Origin of the sequence: Nakamurella alba (assembly GCF_009707545.1) — a bacterium.
In the GTDB taxonomy this organism is placed as follows: Bacteria; Actinomycetota; Actinomycetes; order Mycobacteriales; family Nakamurellaceae; genus Nakamurella; species Nakamurella alba.
The window spans coordinates 32,925-50,532 of record NZ_WLYK01000004.1; the positions used below are offsets into that span (position 1 = coordinate 32,925).

The window sequence follows — 17,608 nt, forward strand, 5'->3', positions numbered from 1 at the left end:
TGAACGACCCCGAAGCCTGCACCAAGAACCCGGCGCGACAACGACTACATCGCTGGGCACCTTCGCCGCCCGGCTCATCGGTGCAACCCTCGGCCCGCTGCGGGCCGGCCTGGCCCTGTCGCTGTACCTGGTCGCCGGTGTCGCAGGGATGCCCTGGTTCGCGGAGGCGAAGTCGGGCCTGACATTCGCCTCCTTCCGCTACGTGTTCGGCTTCGTCCTGGCCGGTCTCGTCGTCGGCCGGCTCGCCCGGTCCGGCGGCGACCGCACCCCGCTCCGCACCGTCGGCACCAAGGCACTCGGTTCCGCCGTCATCTACGCCGTCAGCGTGCCCTGGCTCGCTGTGTATCTCGGCATCGGGTTCGGCAAGGCCCACGCCCTCGGCCTCGTCCCCTTCCTGGTCGGCGACGCGATGAAGGCCGCCGTCGCGGCGGTGCTGCTGCCGACCACCTGGCGGCTGGTGGGACGTCGCTCCTGACCGACGGGTCACGCGCCGACGGGAAGACCGGGTACGACCGGTCCACTCGTCGGCCAGCTCACCAGGTCGGCCGGAACGGAGGCAGGTTGCCGCCCGACGACTGCGCCACGAGCTCCACCAGATGATTGCGCAGTTGCTCCATGACCGTTGGGGTCAGCTTCTCCGTGAGCGATCCCTCGAGATCCCTCAGGACGCGGCCGGCGGTCGAGAAATGTTCGAGCCCCTGCGGTGTCATGACCACCAGCTTGCGCCGCCCGCCCATCGGATGCGGCTCCCGCCGGACGTAGCCGAGCTGTTCGAGCTCGTCGACGAGCAGGGTGCCGGCCTGCTTGGTGACGCCGATCCGCGCGGCGATCTCGCTGCCGGTGCCGGCACCGACGTGGATCGCCTGGAAGATCAGACCGTGGACGGGGCGGAGCTCGCCGTATCCGGCGTGGTCCAGGGCCTTCACGAAGTTGCGCAGCTCGAGCTGAAACGCCATGCCCAGCAGGAAGAGCAGATCCCAGTCATGGACCCGCGCCCGCACGGTATCCCGATCATTCGATGACGACTGCTCGTTCCCCACAGCGCTTTTCCCATCGACCTGCCGCCCGGAGGCCGATTGCCGGCGTCCTCATCGGGCCCACGGTACCGGCATCCGACCGCCGTCCGGCAGCTGCACCGCACCGTCGGCCGGCATGACCACCACGGCCGCCCCGCCCGCCTCGCCGGCGGAGAACTGTCGCTCCTCCCCGGCCTCCACCACCAGCGCCTCGCCCGCACCGACCTCCTGACGGTTCTCGCCGACCGCGAAGGTGAACGATCCGGACACCGGTAGGTACACCTGGGCCCGGTCGATCACGTGCACGGGAGACGATGCACCGGCCGGCATGTCGACCCGCCAGGTGCTCACCTCTACCTCGGCGACGGCCGGGGTGACGAGTGAGGTCATCACCGCACTCGGGGTGGTTGTCGTGCGGTCCGGGGACGGCAGCACCAGTTTCATCTCGGTCTCCTCATCGGTGAGCGGTTCGGTGACGACAGGGAACCACCATCCGGTGAGTGAGTCAAGTAGGTTGACTCACTCACCGGATTCGCGGCATCCACCCGTCCGATCCAGATGGGGTCTGAATCTGCATGCCACCTGACCTTGTTTCGTTCAGTCGGATTCGCTGAGCACGACGTCCGTCGGGGTGAGGACAAGTGCGTCGGGTCGTGACTACGGGGGTCTCGCCGTTGCGGGACCTACGGCACGCTGGGCACGAGGAAGTTGCCGACCGCGTTCGCCACCGCGAGTGGGTCGCCACTGTTCCAAGGCCCGTCGTGACCAAGGCCTTTGAGCCGGACAAGGCGGGCGTCGGCTAGAATCTCGACCAGCTGTCGTGCCGACTGTTGCAGGAAGGCAGGGCTTCTCGAGCCTGACAGCACCAGGACCGGCTTGTCGATCGTTGCGAAACTCTCCATCTGCCCGTCGACGCCGGCCACCACCGCGAAGTCGTACCGGACGCCGGGCAGGAGGTTGCGCAGGAGTGCGCGGTCTCCCGGACGGCGTGCGTCGACCTCGAGGACGAACCTGGCCAGCAGCCTGGCAAGGGCTCGTGGAGCACGGCGGATCACCGCCGGGGCAGTCCGTGCCGTCAACAGCGATCCGACGAGTGCCGATGACAGGCTGCCGTTCTCGATCTCCGAGTTGAGCGCCGCGATGCCCTCGCGGGAGATCCCTTCCGGGTAGAACGGCGGCTCGTACACCACCGCCCGACGCACCAGGTCGAGGGTGCGTGCCGCTTCGAGAGTGATGACCGCACCCGAACTGAGCCCGAACAGGTACGCCGCACCGGTCGCCCGCATGACGGCGGCCACGTCCTCCACGTCACGGTCGATCGTGTGCCGGCCGTCGAACGTGCGCGGGCTGAGCCCACGGCCGCGTCGCTCGGCCGTGATCACCGTGAACCTGGTCGACAGCGCCGCCGCGAAGTCGCGATACGACCTCACGTCTCCCATCGCCCCCTGCACGAGCACGAGGCCAGGACCGGTTCCCTCCTTCAGATAGCCGATCCTCGTCCCGTCTCCGGACTCGACGAACTCCGCCTCGGGCACGTCAGGGTCCACAGCTCTCGGTTACTTCCAGCGATTGATAGTTCGACACTGGAACTACCTTACCGGCATACTGCACCGGTGAGTGCGGGCATGAGTCAGCAACAACTGCGCGACGCCGTCCTCGACGGACTCCGGAGGTTCGCAGCGACCGACGCGGAACTCGGGCGGGAGTTCGCCCGGAGCCACCGCATGCACCCCTCGGACGCCGCCGCGATCGTCGAGATCCTGGCGGCGGAGGGCCGCGGTCAGGTCCTCACGCCGGCCCGCCTGGCCGAGCGGATCGGACTCACCCCCGCGGCGACCTCCAGCCTGCTCAAGCGCCTGGAGGCCGCCGGACACATCACCCGGACCCACGACCACGCCGACCGACGGGTCGTCGGACTCCGCTCGACCCCGGCGATCCACCAGGACGCCGAGGCGTTCTTCGCACCCGTGGCACGGGCACTCGACAACGTCCTACGGAAGTACTCGGCAGAACAACTCCGGGACGTCCACAACGTGGTCACTGCCCTCAGGGCAGCGACCGCCGGCACTCCGCTCATCCAGTGACATCACCGGTTGCAGGATCCTCACCATCGATGCGGTCCGGTAGGTTCTGAGCTGTTCGCAGTTCGACAGGAAGGTGGTGCGCTCGTGGTGTTCGTCGGCACGGCCACACTTTTCCCACATGATTGCGGTACCGCCGGGACTCGTCGGAGCCAACCCGAGACCGACTGACGTCGGTATCACCGCAGGTCAGAGACCTGCTCCAGGGCCTCTAGCTCAACTGGCAGAGCAGCGGACTTTTAATCCGCGGAATATGAGCGCGACCATCATTGACCTGCACCTTTGCGACGGTTGGCTCTCGTTCGCCACATTAAACCCACAGAAATCGCCGGATCGCTCTCTGGAGACTCTCCAGCAATCCGACGGGCTCGAGCATCAGTCTCCTGCAGCCTCCCTGCCCCGGGTGTCAAGCAGGGCGCCACCATGCCACCGACTCGACCTCGCGATGCAGGCATGGAGGAGTCGGCGGCGCTGTGTCGACGTCGACGGTTGTAGACGTCCTCGATCCAGTGGGTCACTGCCCGGGTCGCTGCCGCCCGGGTGGTAAACCGGTGCCGCCGGTAGAACTCGGTATTCAGGGTGGACCAGAACGACTCCCGCTGGGCGTTGTCCCAGCACACCCCGGTCCGCCCGACCGATTGCCGCACCCCGAGCCCGCCGGCCACGACAGCCAGCTGCGCCGAGGTGTACTGGCAGCCCCGGTCGGCGTGGAAGATCACCCCGGAACAATCAGGGTCCCGGAAAGTGACCGTACGGCGCAAAGCGGTTTCCACCATATCAGTGTGCAACGAATCAGAAAACGCGTAGCCGATGACCCGGCGGGAATGCCCGTCCCGCACCACGCACAAATACAACCAGCCCTCGTCGGTGTCCAGATAGGTGATGTCCGAGGTCCCCACCATGTTCAACCCGCCCTGGTCGAACCGCCGTTCGGCCAGATCCGGGATCGCGTGCACATGCACCCTGCGCGGTGGTGACCGGCTGCCACGGGCGTGGACTGATCCCTCGGATCCCGTTCTCCTGCATCAGCTTCGACACCGTCTTCCGCGACACCTGCACACCCGCGTCCCGCAGGTCCGCCAGGATCCAAGGCGCCCCCGACACCTCATCAGGGGCCCGGTGGGATACCACGACCTGCGCCAGCAACTCCGCCCGCCGCCGCGCCCGCACCCCCAACTCGGTCGTCTTCCGCGCCACCCACTTGTAATAGCCCTGCCGCGACACCCCCAACAACGCGGCCATCCGCGACAACGAGAACCTGGCCTTCTCCGCATCCATCAATTCGAACGCCTCGGCGGGTTCGAGTTCTCGGCAGCGAAGAAAACCGCCGCATTTTTTCAGAAATTCCCGATCAAGACGCAATTCCGCGACCTCACGGCGCAGCCGCCCCAGCTCCGCCCGCTCGTCCACATCCACAGCCGGCGGCGGATCATCCATCCGCGCCCGCTCCACCGCCACCCACCAGCCCAGCAGCTACTCACCCACGCTCAGCTCCCGGGCGACCTCCGCGATCGTCCGGCCGGTATCGATCACCAACCTTGCCGCCTGCGACCGGCACGCCGGCGTGTAGCTCTCCCGTTTCGCCCCCACCACAACATCCTCCCTGCCCGGACCAGGCCCGGACCATCAGGATGTCAACCGAACGGGGTCAGCCCCAGAACGGCAGGAGTACGGCGACGTCACTGGCCGCGTTCGCGGGGCGCAGGCGCGGCGCCCATCAAGTTGGCCACGGTGGCCAGGCAGGCCCCCGCGCGTGTCGCGGTGGTGCGGGTCTCCGGTTGGTTCATGATGACTCCTCCGGATGTGTGGCTGGACGTTGTCGGACCGTGCTGTTCGGTGCCGCCTTAGTGGCGGGCTGCATCGAAACTCGGCGGCGCTGAGCGGGTGGGGTTCTGGCGAGCAGGGGCGCGGTGGTGGAACGTCACTCTATCGATCTGGGGACCCGGCGCAAACAACTCAATAAGACTGCTATCGTTACACTTTGTGGAGACATCCGACCTAATTTGCCGCCGCTGTGACCGCACCCTTGAAGGTCCTCGGCAACGCCGCTACTGCTCCAACGCGTGCCGGCAGGCGGACTATCGCCGACGCGCCGCATCGGACCGCTTCCACCCCGGACCCGCATTCATCACCGTGCCGGAGATGGCCGACGATCTCGGCGTCAGTAGGCAGACCGCCTACCGCTGGTGCTCAACCGGTCGCATCCCGGGAGCGAGGTCGGTAGGACCTGGTCGCGGACTGCTCTGCATTCAACGCGATCTATACGACGAGTGGAAACAGCAGGGCCGTCCAAGTGAATGAGCTCTTTTCGCACGACTCGGCGCGGGAGTTGACTTTCGGGCGCATGATCTCGAGGCTCTGCGGTGCCGTACTTTCTAGCTAACGGGACAGTAATGCGACAATTTTATCGAGCCGGCATTCGGGGTGGGCGGCGCTCAAACCCTCAACCGCTTCCAGTCTGTGAACTGTATTGCGCCAATCGTCCGTTCCCAGCGGCGAGGTCGTGGCCTCTCGTTATTTTCGGCGATTCACCGTCTGGCAGGGTTCGTCTTAGGCTCCGGGGATGAACTGCAGGGGCTGAAGCGTTGAGCGGGCACGACGGGGTGAGCTAGTGCTGCACCGGGCGCAGTTGTTCAAAGGCTTCCGGCGATCGACGGTCGGCAGAGAGATCTAATCGATGCGCATCTTATTGCAAATGTGGGGCCCGGGTTCGATTCCCAGCACGACAACAATCTACCCACCTGGGGCGCCAGTGGAGGTGCTCAAGACTAAGCGCAACGTGGCAGCGTTGCTCGGATGGCTAGAATTCGGTTCAAGGGTGTGCTTGACACTATGGCGGAGTGAGCGCACTCGCACGTCGTTTTGGCTCGACCTCCGAGAGTGGTTCCAGGCGGGCTCATCCCCGACAAGCCACGTAACCACGCGAAGGTTGAGGGGGTTGAGTCCGGCAGAGTGGTGTACGGCCCGGTGAGCGCGTCGTTGCGGATGTAGGCGACGGTCACCGGCGGATCCTTCGAGTGAACCTCTCACAGCACTCTCGAACGGAGTCACACCGATGACCGTCCCTTCCAGCATCGACCCTGCCCGGGTGGTGGAGGAACTGCTGGTGCAGTCCTCCCCGGACCTGTTGCGGGAGTTGTTGCAGCAGTTCATCAACACGTTGCTCTCGGCGCAGGCCGACGCGGTGTGCGGCGCCGAGTACGGCGCCCGGAGCCCGGAGCGGGTCAACCAATGCAATGGCCACCGGCACCGGGACTTCGACACCCGGACCGGCACGTTGGACGTTGCGGTGCCCAAGATGCGGCAGGGCAGCTTCTTCCCGGACTTGCTGCTCGAGCGCCGCAATCGCGCGGAGACGGCGCTGACCAGCGTGGTGGCGACCTGCTACCTCCTTGGGGTCTCGACGAGGCGGATGGACAAGCTGGTCCAGTCGCTTGGGATCACCGGACTGTCGAAGTCCCAGGTCGGCGACATGGCCCAGCCTCTGGACGGGCAGGTGTGGGCGGGTACCTTTCGTGGGTTTTCGCCTGCCACTCCCCCGTGTAACATCGCTGCTCTGATCTCCGGAGACGGGCTGCGCATACTCTGTCGAGCTTTCGCTAGCTGTCAGCGTTTCCGGAGGGGGAAGCGGTGAGTAATACCGTTCGGCCCCGCCGGCTGTAGCCGGTCAACCGGCGGGACCTGACGGAGCCGCACACCCCGGGTGCAGCAACTCCGCTGCATCGATCGGTGCCCATGGGGGCGGGGACCCGAAACTCGTTTGCGGCAGCTTGAGGATGGGCACCGCTTCTACGTCCGTAGACGGGGGTTCGATCCGAAGGAGCATCGACCATGAGCATGGGCGACAAGATCAAGCACGCGGCCGAGGAGGTCGGCGGCAAGGTCAAGGAGACCGCCGGCCGGGCGACGAACAACGAGGACCTGCAGGCCGAGGGTCAGGCCGACCAAGCCTCGGCCAACGTCAAGCAGGCCGGCGACAAGGTCGAGGACGCAGCCAAGGATGCTCTCGGCCGCTGAATTCGTCGAGTCTCGCGAAGCCCCGTTCACCAATCTGGCGGACGGGGCTTTCGTGTCGGGCAGGGTAATTCGATCAAGGCGGCGCCGCCGGCCGGGGGGGTGAGCCGGCGGCGCCTTCGGCTCAACCCTGTCAGGGGGGTGACATCGGGGAGCCGCACGAGCAGTGTGCCCCTGGATTCTCTGCTAACACGCGACCCAAATGTGAGGGGGGCCACGCCCGGCAGTCGGGCCGGACGTGGCCGCACCCCTCGTGGGTCAGCCAACCAGCGAGGGACAGTCGTGGCCAGCCGGGAGCGGACCCTACGGGACCGGAGGCAAGGGAAGCCAATCGTGCTCTACACATGGGGGTGAGCCCCGCCCGGGCAGGCTTCACGGGCGGAGCTCAGATGTTGATGTCGGGCTGACTGCACCCGGGGAGAAGCGGTCAGTCCGACGGTTGACATTCTATTCTCGGGCACCGACGGTCCCCCTTGAGCAGGGGCTTTCGGCAACCGGCCGACCATCCGAAGCTGTCAGCCGTCCAGGTGTACTTTCGCGCATATGTAGATCGGGCCGGGGTTGCCGGCAGTCAGGTTCGATGGCGGGATGCGGTGCGCGAGCTGGACCCATTCACGATTCTTCGGCAGGCCGCAACGACCGCAGGTCTGCCACCTGTCGGGGTCATATGCGGGCACATGCTCCAAGGTGTCCCCCCGGGTCTCAGGTCACGCATCCGGAGTCGCGAGCTCAACCTTTCCACCTCCTTCCACCGCAATGTGTAGTCCCCTCGTCACTCTCAGTGGACAGAACAGTGGCCTACCGTAGGTCAAAATCGCCCGTTGGAGTGCGTGTCGCAACGTCAACTCCGTCTACATGACCGGCAGAGGCGTTGGCTCCGCACTGAGTCGAGTAGGAGGGCTCTCCGATGAGGACCCGTCACTTCGCTCTGCATGTGGTGTCCATCCCCGATGCGGACGACGGTCTGTCGTGCGAGTTCCGCACCCTGCTCAAGGGGGCCCTATTCCTCGAGGGCTCGGGTCATATCAACGGGGAGTGCGGTGCTTGCGGGCACACCTTGATGCGGGGTATCACCGGTCTCCCCGGAATCGTGTTCGTGTGCCCCGGTACTCGAGCGGCAATGCGGTTCCTCCCCCGGGCGCGGAGACCACTCAAGCGGAGAGCTTGGCCCAACGGGCGCTGCAGTCCGCGCTCTGGTAACTGTGCAGGCCGGGCACGGGGACCCGGTGGGTCAAGGCCGTAACAAGCGAGCGACAAGGCGGGAACGTCAGGGTGAGGAGCATCGTCGCTTCAACCCGACAGGAGACCCGGCCGTCATGGCTATGCCCTACGCACGCTCCCCGCGGTGACCCCCTCCGTGCGGCCCGGGTTCAGATCTTCCGCCTACCCCTCCATGCCGGCATCGCGAGATCGAGTCGCTGAATGCGGTCGGGCGACAACGCCCCGCAGGAGTGCTCGCGCCGCTGATACCCCAACCACTGGGACAGAGAATTCTCGGCCGGATCGATGGACGGGCCGTGCCTTGGCATCCGACCAAACGTCCCTACGAACGCGACAAGACCCTCCAAGCGAGCGTCCCAGGCCGCATCGTCACGCTGGAAACCCCTTGTCACGGTCACGATGTCGGATATCCGATCGGTCGTCGTTGCCGATTGGGAGCGGCCCCGCCGGCTGCGTGTCTGAACCGGCGGGACCTACGTCCATCCGCTCATCCCCGGGTGGCAAGCGGGGCCGCACCGGATCCCTGCCCTGCAGACTGCGTTACGAAACGGGTCGCGCGCCGATCCTTGACCTTGCAATGCCGAGGTGTCTCCGTGCCCTAGGGTTCCTGCGTGGCTTCCATCACCTCCGTGACCATGACCGACGACCTTGACGGCAGCAAGGCCGCCGAGACCGTCGCCTTCGCGCTCGACGGGGCGGACTACGAGATCGACCTGTCCAAGCGCAACGCCGCCGCCCTACGAAAGGCTCTCGCCGCCTTCATCGAGGCTGGCCGGCGTCAGCCGCGGACCGTGAAGTCTCGCCGCCCGGCCGACAAGCCCGGAGCAGCCGAGCGGGCAGCGCACCGCGCACACCTCTCCAAGGTGCGCACCTGGGCGGCGGCAAACGAGATGGAAATCAGCGACCGCGGCCGACTCCCGGAGGCCGTGCTCGAGGCCTACGACGCTGCTCAAGGCTGAGAACGGACGCCGATCGCTAGGCGCCAACCTCGACCAGATTGCCATCCTCGGTTCTCAGCCAGCTCACTCCTGTTGAATCCCGAAAGCTAATCCGGGCCGCTACTCCAGCTCTCTCGCTGGCAAGGTCGAGCACCACACTGTTGAGGTACCTAAAGAACAAGTCTGACTCATCTCCCGAGTTCAGAGGGAACGATTGGAGTCCTAAAAGTGCGATGACAGACCAGGTGTAGTGCATTGGCGAAATGTCTGGCTCTGACCCTTGGTACTCCACTCGAAGGTTGTAGACAGGCTTTCCGACCTATTGGAGGCGCAAACGTACCACTGTGAGGGTTTCCCATCTATGAAGAACCACCCGGCCACAAGCGATGCTTGGTGTCGTCGCCTGTCCATCTCGGCTCGCCCATCCCGTCGACGTTCTCGCTGCAAGGCCCTCCAGGTGAAAACCGCGGCAGCAAGGGCGCTAACAAAGGCGCACCACGTGGGGACATTTCCCCGGTCCAGGACCACTTTAGGGCTGCTCAGGCCTTGATCGCTCCGCTGGTCGATCCAAAGAACGACGCGGAGTCGCCGAAAAACGATCGGTAGTACTGGTTGGCGGCGCGGTGAGGGTGCCGGTGGCGGAGGCTCCGGCCTTGACGTAAGCGGCCACCTTCAACGGGCCGGATGGGGTGGGGGCGGTCTGGATGCCGATCACGCGGTTGCCGTATGGGATCAGTCCGCTGGCGCTGGGGTCGTAGCGCTTCGCGGCCGCGGTGACGTTGGTGCGCGCACCGGTGGCGCGAGAAGCGGCGACGCCGGCCGATCCGGCGAACTTGATGGTGGTGTTGGTGTCTTGATGGTGGAGTTGGTGTACTGCCAGCGCAGTGTCCGGTCGTGGGCGTACCCGTTGCCGTCGGCAGTCGAGTAGACCCCTGGGCGGATCTCCCAGTCGTAGATGTCGGCGTACTCGGTGCGGACGCCGTCCCAGAAGAGGAAGTCGATGGTGCCGGCAGGCACGTACAGGTCGGCGGCGGCGTACTCGAAGTAGCCCTCGCAGCCGCTCAGCGTGACGGGTACCAGCTTGTTCGGCCGGTCCACCGCAATCCGCGCCGGGAGGTTGGCGCGGACCGTGCAGACCGGGTCGGCAGCTGCGGTGGTCGAGTGGCGGCCGCGTGGGTGGTCCCTACGGGGCTCAGGCCTAGCGAGGCAAACGATGCCAATCGTGGCGGTCTTGATGCGCTGGAGCATGGATGTCGCCTTTAGACAGTGGAGGGCGCTGCGATTTGCCCCCGTTCGCGACGACGTTATCGAAGGGGCTGTCGCACTGGGAAGGATGGACCAGGGCCCGGTTGGGGGTTGTCTGGTCGTAGAGGTTCGGGGTGCTCTACGGTCGTTGGAATGATGGCTCAGGACTCGTGCACCGTGGTGTACGGCGACCGCCGCGTGTCGGAGATCCCGCGTGACGATGCTGCTGGTGTCAGCGGTCGACCGCCACGAGATCCGCGAAGCGATCCGCCACGCGTACCCGACCTTGACCTGCCCGCATCCAGACTTCGCGCTGACCATGATTCAGTGAGGCCGCGCGACACGGTCGTCGTGATGGCGAGTCTGGCGCAGATGCTGGCTAACCGCGGGACGGGCGATCAGGATGCGCGGAGGCGGTTGCAGCAGTACGCGCGGAGGTTGCAGGCGACTCCGGATGACTGTCTGGGGGCTGTGCGGTACCTCACCGATACGACGCTGCCGGAGGAGGACTCACCGTCGGATCGGGTGCGGGCGAGGGCTGGTCTGCCCAGTCGGGCGGAGGAGCTGACGGCTGTGCTGACGGCCAGGGAGTGGCTGGAACGGTTGGCGGAGGTCCTGTGATCGACGATGGAGCCCCTGAGTCCCCGGTGCCCTGCTGCAGACACTCCGGTGATGGATTGGCCGGCACTGCTGAACCGGACGCAGGCCGCCGCCTACCTCGGGGGTATTTCACTCACGTCGCTGCGGGCCCTGCAGACCGGAAGGCGATCCCAAAGGTTTACGTGTTGTCAATGCCGCGGTATCGGCGGGCCGACCTTGACGCCTACGTGAGACATCTACGGACCAAGTTCTGATCGCTGCTGTCAATCGCGGTGGGTGTTCCGTCGGCATCGGCGGCGATCCAGCCACAGCAGAGCGATGTTGGCGAGGCACGCGGCCCAGATCCCGGCGATGCCGGCGCTGAGCGCTGACCTCCATGGATCGTCGAAGCTGGTGGTAAGCATGCTGACCACGAATGCCGCTGCACCGATGCCAAGCCCGATGATTGCCAGAAGCCGGTTGGCGGAAGGGATCCCGGGCGTCATCTACGGCCCCGGGGACGGCGGCGCCGCTGGCGGCGCTCCCACCATTGGCCGGCCAGGGTTGCGGTCGCGACGAGGGCGCCGAAGAACAGCGCGGTCCAGATGACCCCGGGGTGGAAGGTGTCCAGCCCACGGGCGATCAGCCGCCAGAGGATCACGGCCAGGGTGGCGGTCACGCCGAGGATGAGTGGCCGTAGCCAGGGAGCCGGTGGCGTTCGCATCGGCTCATATTTGATCAGATCGGACGCAGCCTGGGGAGGCATCATAGGCCGTCCATCGACGCGAGCATCGCCAAAGCCCGGTTCTCACTGATCGCCTCGGGCTCCGCGATCGGGTTGATCAGCGTCGGCGAGTACCTCAGGTTCACGTTTTCCCGGCGACCGTACTCATCCCGGCTCTGTTGCCGCCGACGGCGCCGCCGTCGGCGAACTTCCGCAACTGCCCGGTGCGAGCCAGATACGGCAGCTGCTCCCACGTTCCGTGCCCGCCGGCACCCGACACTTCCCTCGACGACCACACATGCTCGCCGTTCGATACACGCGCCCAGATGCTGTCGTCCGTCGGACCACCCGCGCCACGGATTGCGCCACCGGTGGCGAAGCCGCCGGCGTATTGGGCCCAGGAGTCGGTGAGGGCCTGCGCGGGGACCTTCTGCGGGATGGTGAACCGGGAGGAGGTGTTGATCCACTCCTGCAGGTCGGCGTAGGCCTGGGTGGTGTCCAGGTCGATCTTGACCAGGACGGAGTTGCCGTCGGCGACGACCTGCGTGCGGTAGCCGACCTATTCGAAGATCGCGTCGATCTGATCCTGGGAGGTGGCGTCCTTGATCTTGGCCCTGAGCCCCTCGACGGTGGCTTGGCCCAGGCCGGCCCCGGCCTCGGTCAGGACGGAGTTCGCGGCCACGATGGCTGAGACCATGCCCTGCACCCCGGACTCGCTGGAGTAGACCAGGGCGGCGGACCATCGATCGAGCTCGGCCTGAGGCGCCTTGGTCGCTTGGTGGACTCCCTGGGCCAGCGCCGGGCCGGCATCGATCAGCTGCTGTTGCTTCTCGGGCGAGGCGAGATCCGTCCGGTCAGGGCGACGATGTCGTCCTTCCACTGCGTGAGTTCCGCGGCCTATCCAACGAGGGCACTATCGGCATCGTCGCGTAACCGATGACCGCCACCCGATCTCACCTCCTACAACCGCAAATCGTCTGCCTTACAATAATTCTGATCGGTAAGAGGAATGAATGCATCGACCCTACAGCCACACTCGCTCAGCTCGAGCGCCGTTCAATTCCAGCGACAGGCCGGTGCGTTCCAAGGCCCGCTCGGCATGATCCATCACCGCCCCAATCCCGGCCTCCAGCGACAACGCAGACGTCGTCGCCAGGAACAGCACGCCGTGCCGGCCATCCCGCGCCTCGAATTGACCGACCCGGCCACCCGGCCGAAGTAACTGGAAGCGGCGGAACAACGACTCGACAATCTCGTCCGCGAGCTCTGCACCGATCGCGGACAGCCGGTACTCGACCTCGACCGCCCAGAACTGGACCGGCCGGACAGCAGACATGCTCATGAGACGGTACGGCGCTCCCTTGGGAAACGACGGCGGTACTCGCGAAAGCGCAGAACCGCGATCACCACGAAGATCAACCAGAACAGGGCAGCGACAAAGATCGTCACCATCGTCGGATGGACCACCGCACGAACGGTCGCCGCCCCCGAGGTCACCACACCGATCAACGCCACCCACGCCAACTCAGCCCGCGCGTCCTGCCGGGAATGAGGTGGCCGGCGCCAGCCGATGAGACGCATACCCCGGGACACTAGACGAGCAGACCGCCACCGGCAGCAAAGAGGTGCGGTCCTGCGATGCCGCCAGTGGCAGTGGGAGCACGTCAGCCGGCTTGAGCCGCTTACGCGGGTCCCAGCTTTCCCAGCCAGCGGACGACTGCGCGTACAACCTGATCGTAGTCGGTCGGACCGCTTGTTGTGGAAATCGGGAGTTCGGGGGGATGAGCCCTATGCCTACCGACAGCTTCCCGGGGGCGGGGAGGCCCCCCCGGGGGTGTTGCGAGCTGGTTGGGATGTGCTGTAGTGCAGCACTATTCACCGTCGCGCACGATACTGCCTCAGCAGGTTGAGCCATGCGAGGACGAACACCAGGAAGCACAGGCTGTACACCCAGGCGTTGGGTGGCCAGTGTCCGGTGCGGATCCGGGTGATGGTGGCCCAGGTGCTGATCCCCAGGGGGAGCAGGCCGACGATGGCGAGGACGACGAGCAGGTATCTCGTGAAGCGTTGGTAGCGGGTGGGCGGTTGTCGGTGGTTGGCCGGCATGTTTCGTTCATATCGTTCACCGCGATGATCTCCTGCATCAGGATGCCCGGATCACCCGATGGTGCGGGGTCTGCACGTCGGTGGTGGAACAGCGGAGGGGGCCCGTGACCGTCACCGAGTGGAGGCAATACCGACCCCCTCGTCCGGGGCGTGCCCCGGGTCAGCTGCTGCTGTTGTGCTCGGCTTCGAGCTGATCGTGATGGGCCTGGGTGGCGCTCCTCAGCGTTTGCATGTGGGGTCGTTGTGCCGGGCGTCCTCGACCCAGGCCTGGGTAGTGTCGTGCAGGTCGCGGCGTGCGGTGTCCGCCGCGTCGAAACCCTGACCGGCGAGGCGGGCGGCGATGGTTCGGTGGGCACGGGGGTCGACGTCGAGGTGTTCGTGGGCGACGGTGGCGTGTGCGGCGCCGGCGATCAGTCCGCCGGTGTCGGGGACCCGGGTGTTCTTGAGCTCAGCGGCGGGGTGTTCGGCCTCGAGCCGGTTGTGGCGAGTGTTGATGGGCTCCCAAATCGCGGTAAGCAGTTGCAGGTTGGATGACTGTTCGGCCCGGGAGGTGGCGTCTGGGGTTGTCCCCGCGCCGTAGAGGCGGACCAAGTTTTGCATGACGGCGACGCGTTCGGCGTCGGCGTCGGACACCTGCGCGGGATCTCGGTGCAGGCGGTCGAGCCAGGCGAGGTCCGCGGTCCGCAGGGTGCCGCGCTGCTCGTCGGCCCGGGCGTGCCGTCCGGGATGCCGGTAGAGCTCGCGGGGCGGGATCATCCGGTCGGGGGTGACGGCGCGGATGAGTGCCTGCTGCCCCGGGTCGGTCGTGCGCTCGGACATCAGGGTCAGCGTGGCGATGTCGGCGCTGGTGCGGGGCACCATCGAGCAGATCTCGCGGATCTGGTCGACGGTCAGGCGCCGCGGGGCCTGCGGGTCTGCGGTGGGTGGGAGTGTCGATCTGGTCATCGTGTGGCTACTTCGGTCAGTCGACTGCCACGGTGGCGGTCGCGCGGTGCTGCTCGGCCTCGGCGTCGGCGAGGACGCTTTGGGCCCCGGCAACGAGGTTGTCGCGGGTGGTGTTGATGCGCCCGACGATCTCGGTGGCGATCTCGGTGGCGCGGCCGGTGATCCCGGTGGAGTGCTCGTCAGGAGGCTCTACGGCCAGGCTTTCGGACAGCGCGGCGACGAGGTGGCGCAGGGTGGCGGGGGGTTGGTGACAGACTCAGCGCCGTTTCGGCTTCGGCTGGATGCCTCGGCTCGGCGGCGGTGGGATCTTGCCGTTTCGGCCCATCACCATGGTCCGCCGGAAGGGGATCCCGTCGGCCGCCGTCTTGGCGAAGTAGTCCTCAGCCTGCTGGCTGACGTCGAGGGCGTCCTTGAGCCAGGTGCGGCCCTTGTCGCCGACCCCGGCCGCGTCCATCACCTTGAGCAGGCCGGAGACGACGAAACTGGCTCGCGGCGAGCAGCGCGGCGAAGGTGACCTTCCCGAACTGGGAAACCGGTGCATCCGGGCACTTCGGCGGACGATGGGCTGCCGGACGTCGCCTGATCTGCTCAGGTCACAACAGATATCGATCTACCCCGGGTACCGCAGAAGCCCCCAACCGGGCAGGTCGAGGCGTTCTGGACCCGCCCGTAGGCGATGCCGGTGCGTTTACCTTCGTCGCCGCGGACGCGCTGGTGCCGGGGTCCGCGAGGACGGGCGGGTGGTTAAGGTGCACCTGGCCGTGGGTCAAGACACTGCTCCGCTCGATCTACGACCAGCCCGACCCCGCCTCGGTGCACGCCCAGTTCGACCGGGTCGTGGACCGCGCTGACCGGCAAGCTCCCGCGGTCGCCGATCACCTAGACCGGGCACGCACAGATGTGTTGGCGTTCAACAACTTTCCCTCGAGACTTGGCGGCAGATCTGGTCGAACAACCCCAATGAACGCCTCAACAAGGAGATCCGCCGCCGCACCGACGTCGTCGGGATCTTCCCCGACCGGCCCGCGATCATCCGCATCGTCGGCGCCGTCCTGGCCGAACAACACGGGCGTCTGACTCGAAGGACGCCGCTACGTCGGCCTCGACATCCTGACCCGCTCACGCCGCACAAGCACCATCGTCAAGGGAGAGGAGGCTATTACCACGCCCGCACTCACAGCCTGAACCCCTGAACATCAAGGATCCGAGTTACACTACTCCCGCGGTCTTGACCGTCGAGGGTCCTCATCCACGCCATGGGGCCGGTCCTTGGCGGCCGGGAACTGTGTGGAGCCAGCCCGGCAGCATACTGTCAATCAATTCACGACGGCGGTTGGACGTCAGGTGGCCGCTGACATCTCGGCGTTGGCGAGCCAGCCAGATGCCTGGCTTTCGCTCTTCAAGTGGAGCGTTCAGCGAGCTGCGAGGGAAGTGGCCATGGCTGGCGCAAATGCCAGCGTCTCGTGCAGCTTGGTGAGCCAGCCCTGCTCGTGTGTGTACTCCATCTGTCCCCTGTCCGTCCGCGGCGTCTCATGTAGTAGCAGACGCCTTCGTGCAACGGATCACCGGGCTCGTCAGTCGTGGTGCGGGCCCGACGGTTCCAGCGGTTTAGAATTCCGGCGTAGCTTCCCATTACCTCCGTGACCATGACTGACGACCTGGACGGCAGCAAGGCGGCTGAGATCGTCGACCTCTCGAAGCGCAATGCAGTTGCCCTGCGGAAGGCGATGTTCTCGTAGGTCGCCGTGGGCCGTAGGTTGCCGCGGACCTTAGGGTCCGCCTCGTCGTACCCCGCAAGTCTCCACACGAGCAGGCGGAGCGCCGCGCGTACCTGTCAAGGTACGCACTTGGGCGTCAGCGAACGGTGTGGGTATCAGCGACCGGGGGCCTTCCGCGGTCTGTGCTTGATATCCATGAGGCCGCGAAGGCCTAAGAACCGCAGCCCCAGGTCAACCATTTGATCTGGGCGCTCGGTGTTGAAAGCTGTCGTACCAGATGGGCACGGCCGCATCGAGCCTCGCGACGCGGTTCCCTTTGAGAAGGCCGATGGAGTGGGCCCGGCGCTGGTTGTTGACCCAATAGCCCAGTGATCGCTCCTGCGAGCCAACACCCTTGGCCATTGACGGCAAGTGCCCTGTTCGAGCAACGTGCTCGGCAACGGCCTCCAAGCGCCGACTCCATCGCGGGTCGTCGCCGCCGAGCGCCTGTTCTCCCTTGACCAACGTTTCACCGTCCGACGGCGCGCGGACGGCATGCCTGCGACGCGTCGACCCTTTGGGGGAGCTTCCCGCTGGCGAGGCCTATCTCGGCGTCGGGCACAGGCATCTTGCGGAGGCCAAGGGTCTCGGATTTGAACTCGATGCGATCGGAAACGTTCGCGCGGAACAGGGAGTAGATCACGGTCTGACAATAGTCGCGGTCTCACGCGTCCAGACTGCGCCAGCGTCGTTGGGTTGACTGGCGACGATGGTGATCGCCGGGATCTTGCACCTGGTCTGCTGGCGGACCTTCGTGCTCTGGTATGTCGTCGGGGCCCCCTCGCAGCTCCCGTGGTCCTCGGTTGGCGCACTGTAGTCGCCGCCCGACCCCGCGACCTGCGATTTCGCGACTCCTACTGGTCGTGGACGACACAAGCAGGCAGCAGTCCTCGGACACCAGACTGCATCCGGGTTGGTGGATGCCGGCGTGCGGCTTTGCCGAGTCGGGGTTGCCCGCGGTGTCGGCACAGGGATCACATCA

23 protein-coding genes and 3 pseudogenes are annotated in these 17,608 nt (G+C 66.2%); 8 read left to right on the forward strand and 18 right to left on the reverse strand.

Features of this window, described 5'->3' with window-relative positions; genetic code table 11:
- The first annotated feature begins 52 nt into the window (after positions 1 to 52).
- Positions 53 to 475: a biotin transporter BioY gene (locus GIS00_RS11965; protein WP_255455007.1), complete on the forward strand. Its 423-nt coding sequence runs from the start codon at positions 53 to 55 to the stop codon at positions 473 to 475.
- Positions 476 to 533: 58 nt separating this feature from the next.
- Here GIS00_RS11965 and GIS00_RS11970 read toward each other — a convergent pair whose 3' ends face one another.
- The 3 genes from GIS00_RS11970 to GIS00_RS11980 all read right to left on the reverse strand — a co-directional run bounded on the left by GIS00_RS11970 (position 534) and on the right by GIS00_RS11980 (position 2,551).
- Complete coding sequence (locus GIS00_RS11970) at positions 534 to 956, reverse strand: MarR family winged helix-turn-helix transcriptional regulator (RefSeq protein ID WP_154768729.1); 423 nt, start codon at positions 954 to 956, stop codon at positions 534 to 536.
- Positions 957 to 1,088: 132 nt separating this feature from the next.
- Positions 1,089 to 1,460: a cupin domain-containing protein gene (locus GIS00_RS11975; protein ID WP_154768698.1), complete on the reverse strand. Its 372-nt coding sequence runs from the start codon at positions 1,458 to 1,460 to the stop codon at positions 1,089 to 1,091.
- A 239-nt stretch (positions 1,461 to 1,699) separates the two neighbouring features.
- Positions 1,700 to 2,551, reverse strand: coding sequence for an alpha/beta fold hydrolase (locus GIS00_RS11980; protein WP_154768699.1), 852 nt, complete (start codon positions 2,549 to 2,551; stop codon positions 1,700 to 1,702).
- A gap of 90 nt (positions 2,552 to 2,641) precedes the next feature.
- Between GIS00_RS11980 and GIS00_RS11985 the strand changes: the two genes are divergently transcribed.
- Positions 2,642 to 3,100, forward strand: a complete 459-nt coding sequence (locus GIS00_RS11985; RefSeq protein ID WP_154768700.1) for a MarR family winged helix-turn-helix transcriptional regulator — start codon at positions 2,642 to 2,644, stop codon at positions 3,098 to 3,100.
- Between the two features lie 263 nt (positions 3,101 to 3,363).
- On the opposite strand, the gene GIS00_RS29285 is transcribed toward GIS00_RS11985, so the two are convergent.
- The 3 genes and pseudogenes from GIS00_RS29285 to GIS00_RS29290 all read right to left on the reverse strand — a co-directional run bounded on the left by GIS00_RS29285 (position 3,364) and on the right by GIS00_RS29290 (position 4,690).
- Positions 3,364 to 4,059, reverse strand: a complete 696-nt coding sequence (locus GIS00_RS29285) for an IS3 family transposase (protein ID WP_407666854.1) — start codon at positions 4,057 to 4,059, stop codon at positions 3,364 to 3,366.
- Positions 4,060 to 4,096: 37 nt separating this feature from the next.
- Positions 4,097 to 4,534, reverse strand: a pseudogene (locus GIS00_RS27550) (IS3 family transposase); the annotation flags it as partial.
- A gap of 36 nt (positions 4,535 to 4,570) precedes the next feature.
- Entirely contained in the window at positions 4,571 to 4,690 is a 120-nt protein-coding gene (locus tag GIS00_RS29290) for a transposase (protein WP_407666855.1), read from the reverse strand.
- 540 nt (positions 4,691 to 5,230) lie between these two features.
- Between GIS00_RS29290 and GIS00_RS29295 the strand changes: the two genes are divergently transcribed.
- From GIS00_RS29295 to GIS00_RS12015, 3 genes and pseudogenes are all read left to right on the forward strand, one after another.
- A complete protein-coding gene (locus GIS00_RS29295) occupies positions 5,231 to 5,398 on the forward strand; it encodes a helix-turn-helix domain-containing protein (RefSeq protein WP_407666859.1) in 168 nt (55 codons plus the stop codon).
- A gap of 754 nt (positions 5,399 to 6,152) precedes the next feature.
- Positions 6,153 to 6,602 (forward strand): annotated as a pseudogene (locus GIS00_RS12010) (transposase); the annotation flags it as partial.
- A gap of 326 nt (positions 6,603 to 6,928) precedes the next feature.
- On the forward strand, positions 6,929 to 7,114 hold the full coding sequence (locus GIS00_RS12015) for a CsbD family protein (protein ID WP_154768705.1): 186 nt from the start codon (positions 6,929 to 6,931) through the stop codon (positions 7,112 to 7,114).
- 1,367 nt (positions 7,115 to 8,481) lie between these two features.
- Here the strand turns inward: GIS00_RS12015 and GIS00_RS29300 are convergent.
- Positions 8,482 to 8,730 carry a helicase associated domain-containing protein gene (locus tag GIS00_RS29300; protein WP_154768706.1) on the reverse strand — a complete coding sequence of 83 codons (249 nt, stop codon included), beginning with the start codon at positions 8,728 to 8,730 and terminating at the stop codon, positions 8,482 to 8,484.
- Positions 8,731 to 8,967: 237 nt separating this feature from the next.
- On the opposite strand from GIS00_RS29300, the gene GIS00_RS12025 reads away from it, so the two are divergent.
- A complete protein-coding gene (locus GIS00_RS12025; protein WP_154768730.1) occupies positions 8,968 to 9,291 on the forward strand; it encodes a histone-like nucleoid-structuring protein Lsr2 in 324 nt (107 codons plus the stop codon).
- Positions 9,292 to 10,002: 711 nt separating this feature from the next.
- Here GIS00_RS12025 and GIS00_RS12030 read toward each other — a convergent pair.
- The 9 genes from GIS00_RS12030 to GIS00_RS12070 form a co-directional block, all read right to left on the reverse strand.
- On the reverse strand, positions 10,003 to 10,368 hold the full coding sequence (locus tag GIS00_RS12030; protein ID WP_154768707.1) for a hypothetical protein: 366 nt from the start codon (positions 10,366 to 10,368) through the stop codon (positions 10,003 to 10,005).
- A 1,010-nt stretch (positions 10,369 to 11,378) separates the two neighbouring features.
- Positions 11,379 to 11,600 (reverse strand): hypothetical protein, encoded by a 222-nt coding sequence (locus GIS00_RS12035; protein ID WP_154768708.1) that lies wholly within the window; start codon positions 11,598 to 11,600, stop codon positions 11,379 to 11,381.
- Positions 11,597 to 11,773, reverse strand: coding sequence for a hypothetical protein (locus tag GIS00_RS12040; RefSeq protein ID WP_154768709.1), 177 nt, complete (start codon positions 11,771 to 11,773; stop codon positions 11,597 to 11,599). The genes GIS00_RS12035 and GIS00_RS12040 overlap by 4 nt, the downstream gene beginning before the upstream one ends.
- A 604-nt stretch (positions 11,774 to 12,377) precedes the next feature.
- The gene (locus tag GIS00_RS12045; RefSeq protein ID WP_154768710.1) at positions 12,378 to 12,698 is read right to left on the reverse strand and encodes a hypothetical protein; all 321 of its coding nucleotides are present in this window, start codon (positions 12,696 to 12,698) and stop codon (positions 12,378 to 12,380) included.
- A 144-nt stretch (positions 12,699 to 12,842) separates the two neighbouring features.
- Positions 12,843 to 13,160, reverse strand: coding sequence for a hypothetical protein (locus GIS00_RS12050; protein ID WP_154768711.1), 318 nt, complete (start codon positions 13,158 to 13,160; stop codon positions 12,843 to 12,845).
- Positions 13,157 to 13,399: a hypothetical protein gene (locus GIS00_RS12055; RefSeq protein WP_154768712.1), complete on the reverse strand. Its 243-nt coding sequence runs from the start codon at positions 13,397 to 13,399 to the stop codon at positions 13,157 to 13,159. The genes GIS00_RS12050 and GIS00_RS12055 overlap by 4 nt, the downstream gene beginning before the upstream one ends.
- A 294-nt stretch (positions 13,400 to 13,693) precedes the next feature.
- Entirely contained in the window at positions 13,694 to 13,924 is a 231-nt protein-coding gene (locus GIS00_RS12060) for a hypothetical protein (protein ID WP_154768713.1), read from the reverse strand.
- A 219-nt stretch (positions 13,925 to 14,143) separates the two neighbouring features.
- The gene (locus tag GIS00_RS12065; protein WP_154768714.1) at positions 14,144 to 14,785 is read right to left on the reverse strand and encodes a hypothetical protein; all 642 of its coding nucleotides are present in this window, start codon (positions 14,783 to 14,785) and stop codon (positions 14,144 to 14,146) included.
- A gap of 340 nt (positions 14,786 to 15,125) precedes the next feature.
- A complete protein-coding gene (locus tag GIS00_RS12070) occupies positions 15,126 to 15,410 on the reverse strand; it encodes a hypothetical protein (protein ID WP_196073249.1) in 285 nt (94 codons plus the stop codon).
- 215 nt (positions 15,411 to 15,625) lie between these two features.
- Here GIS00_RS12070 and GIS00_RS12075 point away from each other — a divergent pair.
- Positions 15,626 to 16,054: pseudogene (locus GIS00_RS12075) on the forward strand (transposase); the annotation flags it as partial.
- A 455-nt stretch (positions 16,055 to 16,509) separates the two neighbouring features.
- Positions 16,510 to 16,608: an Lsr2 family protein gene (locus GIS00_RS27555; protein WP_230313508.1), complete on the forward strand. Its 99-nt coding sequence runs from the start codon at positions 16,510 to 16,512 to the stop codon at positions 16,606 to 16,608.
- Between the two features lie 210 nt (positions 16,609 to 16,818).
- Here the strand turns inward: GIS00_RS27555 and GIS00_RS29305 are convergent, their stop codons facing one another.
- Together GIS00_RS29305 and GIS00_RS12085 are read right to left on the reverse strand one after the other, a co-directional pair.
- Complete coding sequence (locus GIS00_RS29305) at positions 16,819 to 17,091, reverse strand: helicase associated domain-containing protein (RefSeq protein WP_154768716.1); 273 nt, start codon at positions 17,089 to 17,091, stop codon at positions 16,819 to 16,821.
- Positions 17,092 to 17,095: 4 nt separating this feature from the next.
- Positions 17,096 to 17,269 carry an XRE family transcriptional regulator gene (locus tag GIS00_RS12085; RefSeq protein ID WP_154768717.1) on the reverse strand — a complete coding sequence of 58 codons (174 nt, stop codon included), beginning with the start codon at positions 17,267 to 17,269 and terminating at the stop codon, positions 17,096 to 17,098.
- Between the last annotated feature and the right edge of the window lie 339 nt (positions 17,270 to 17,608).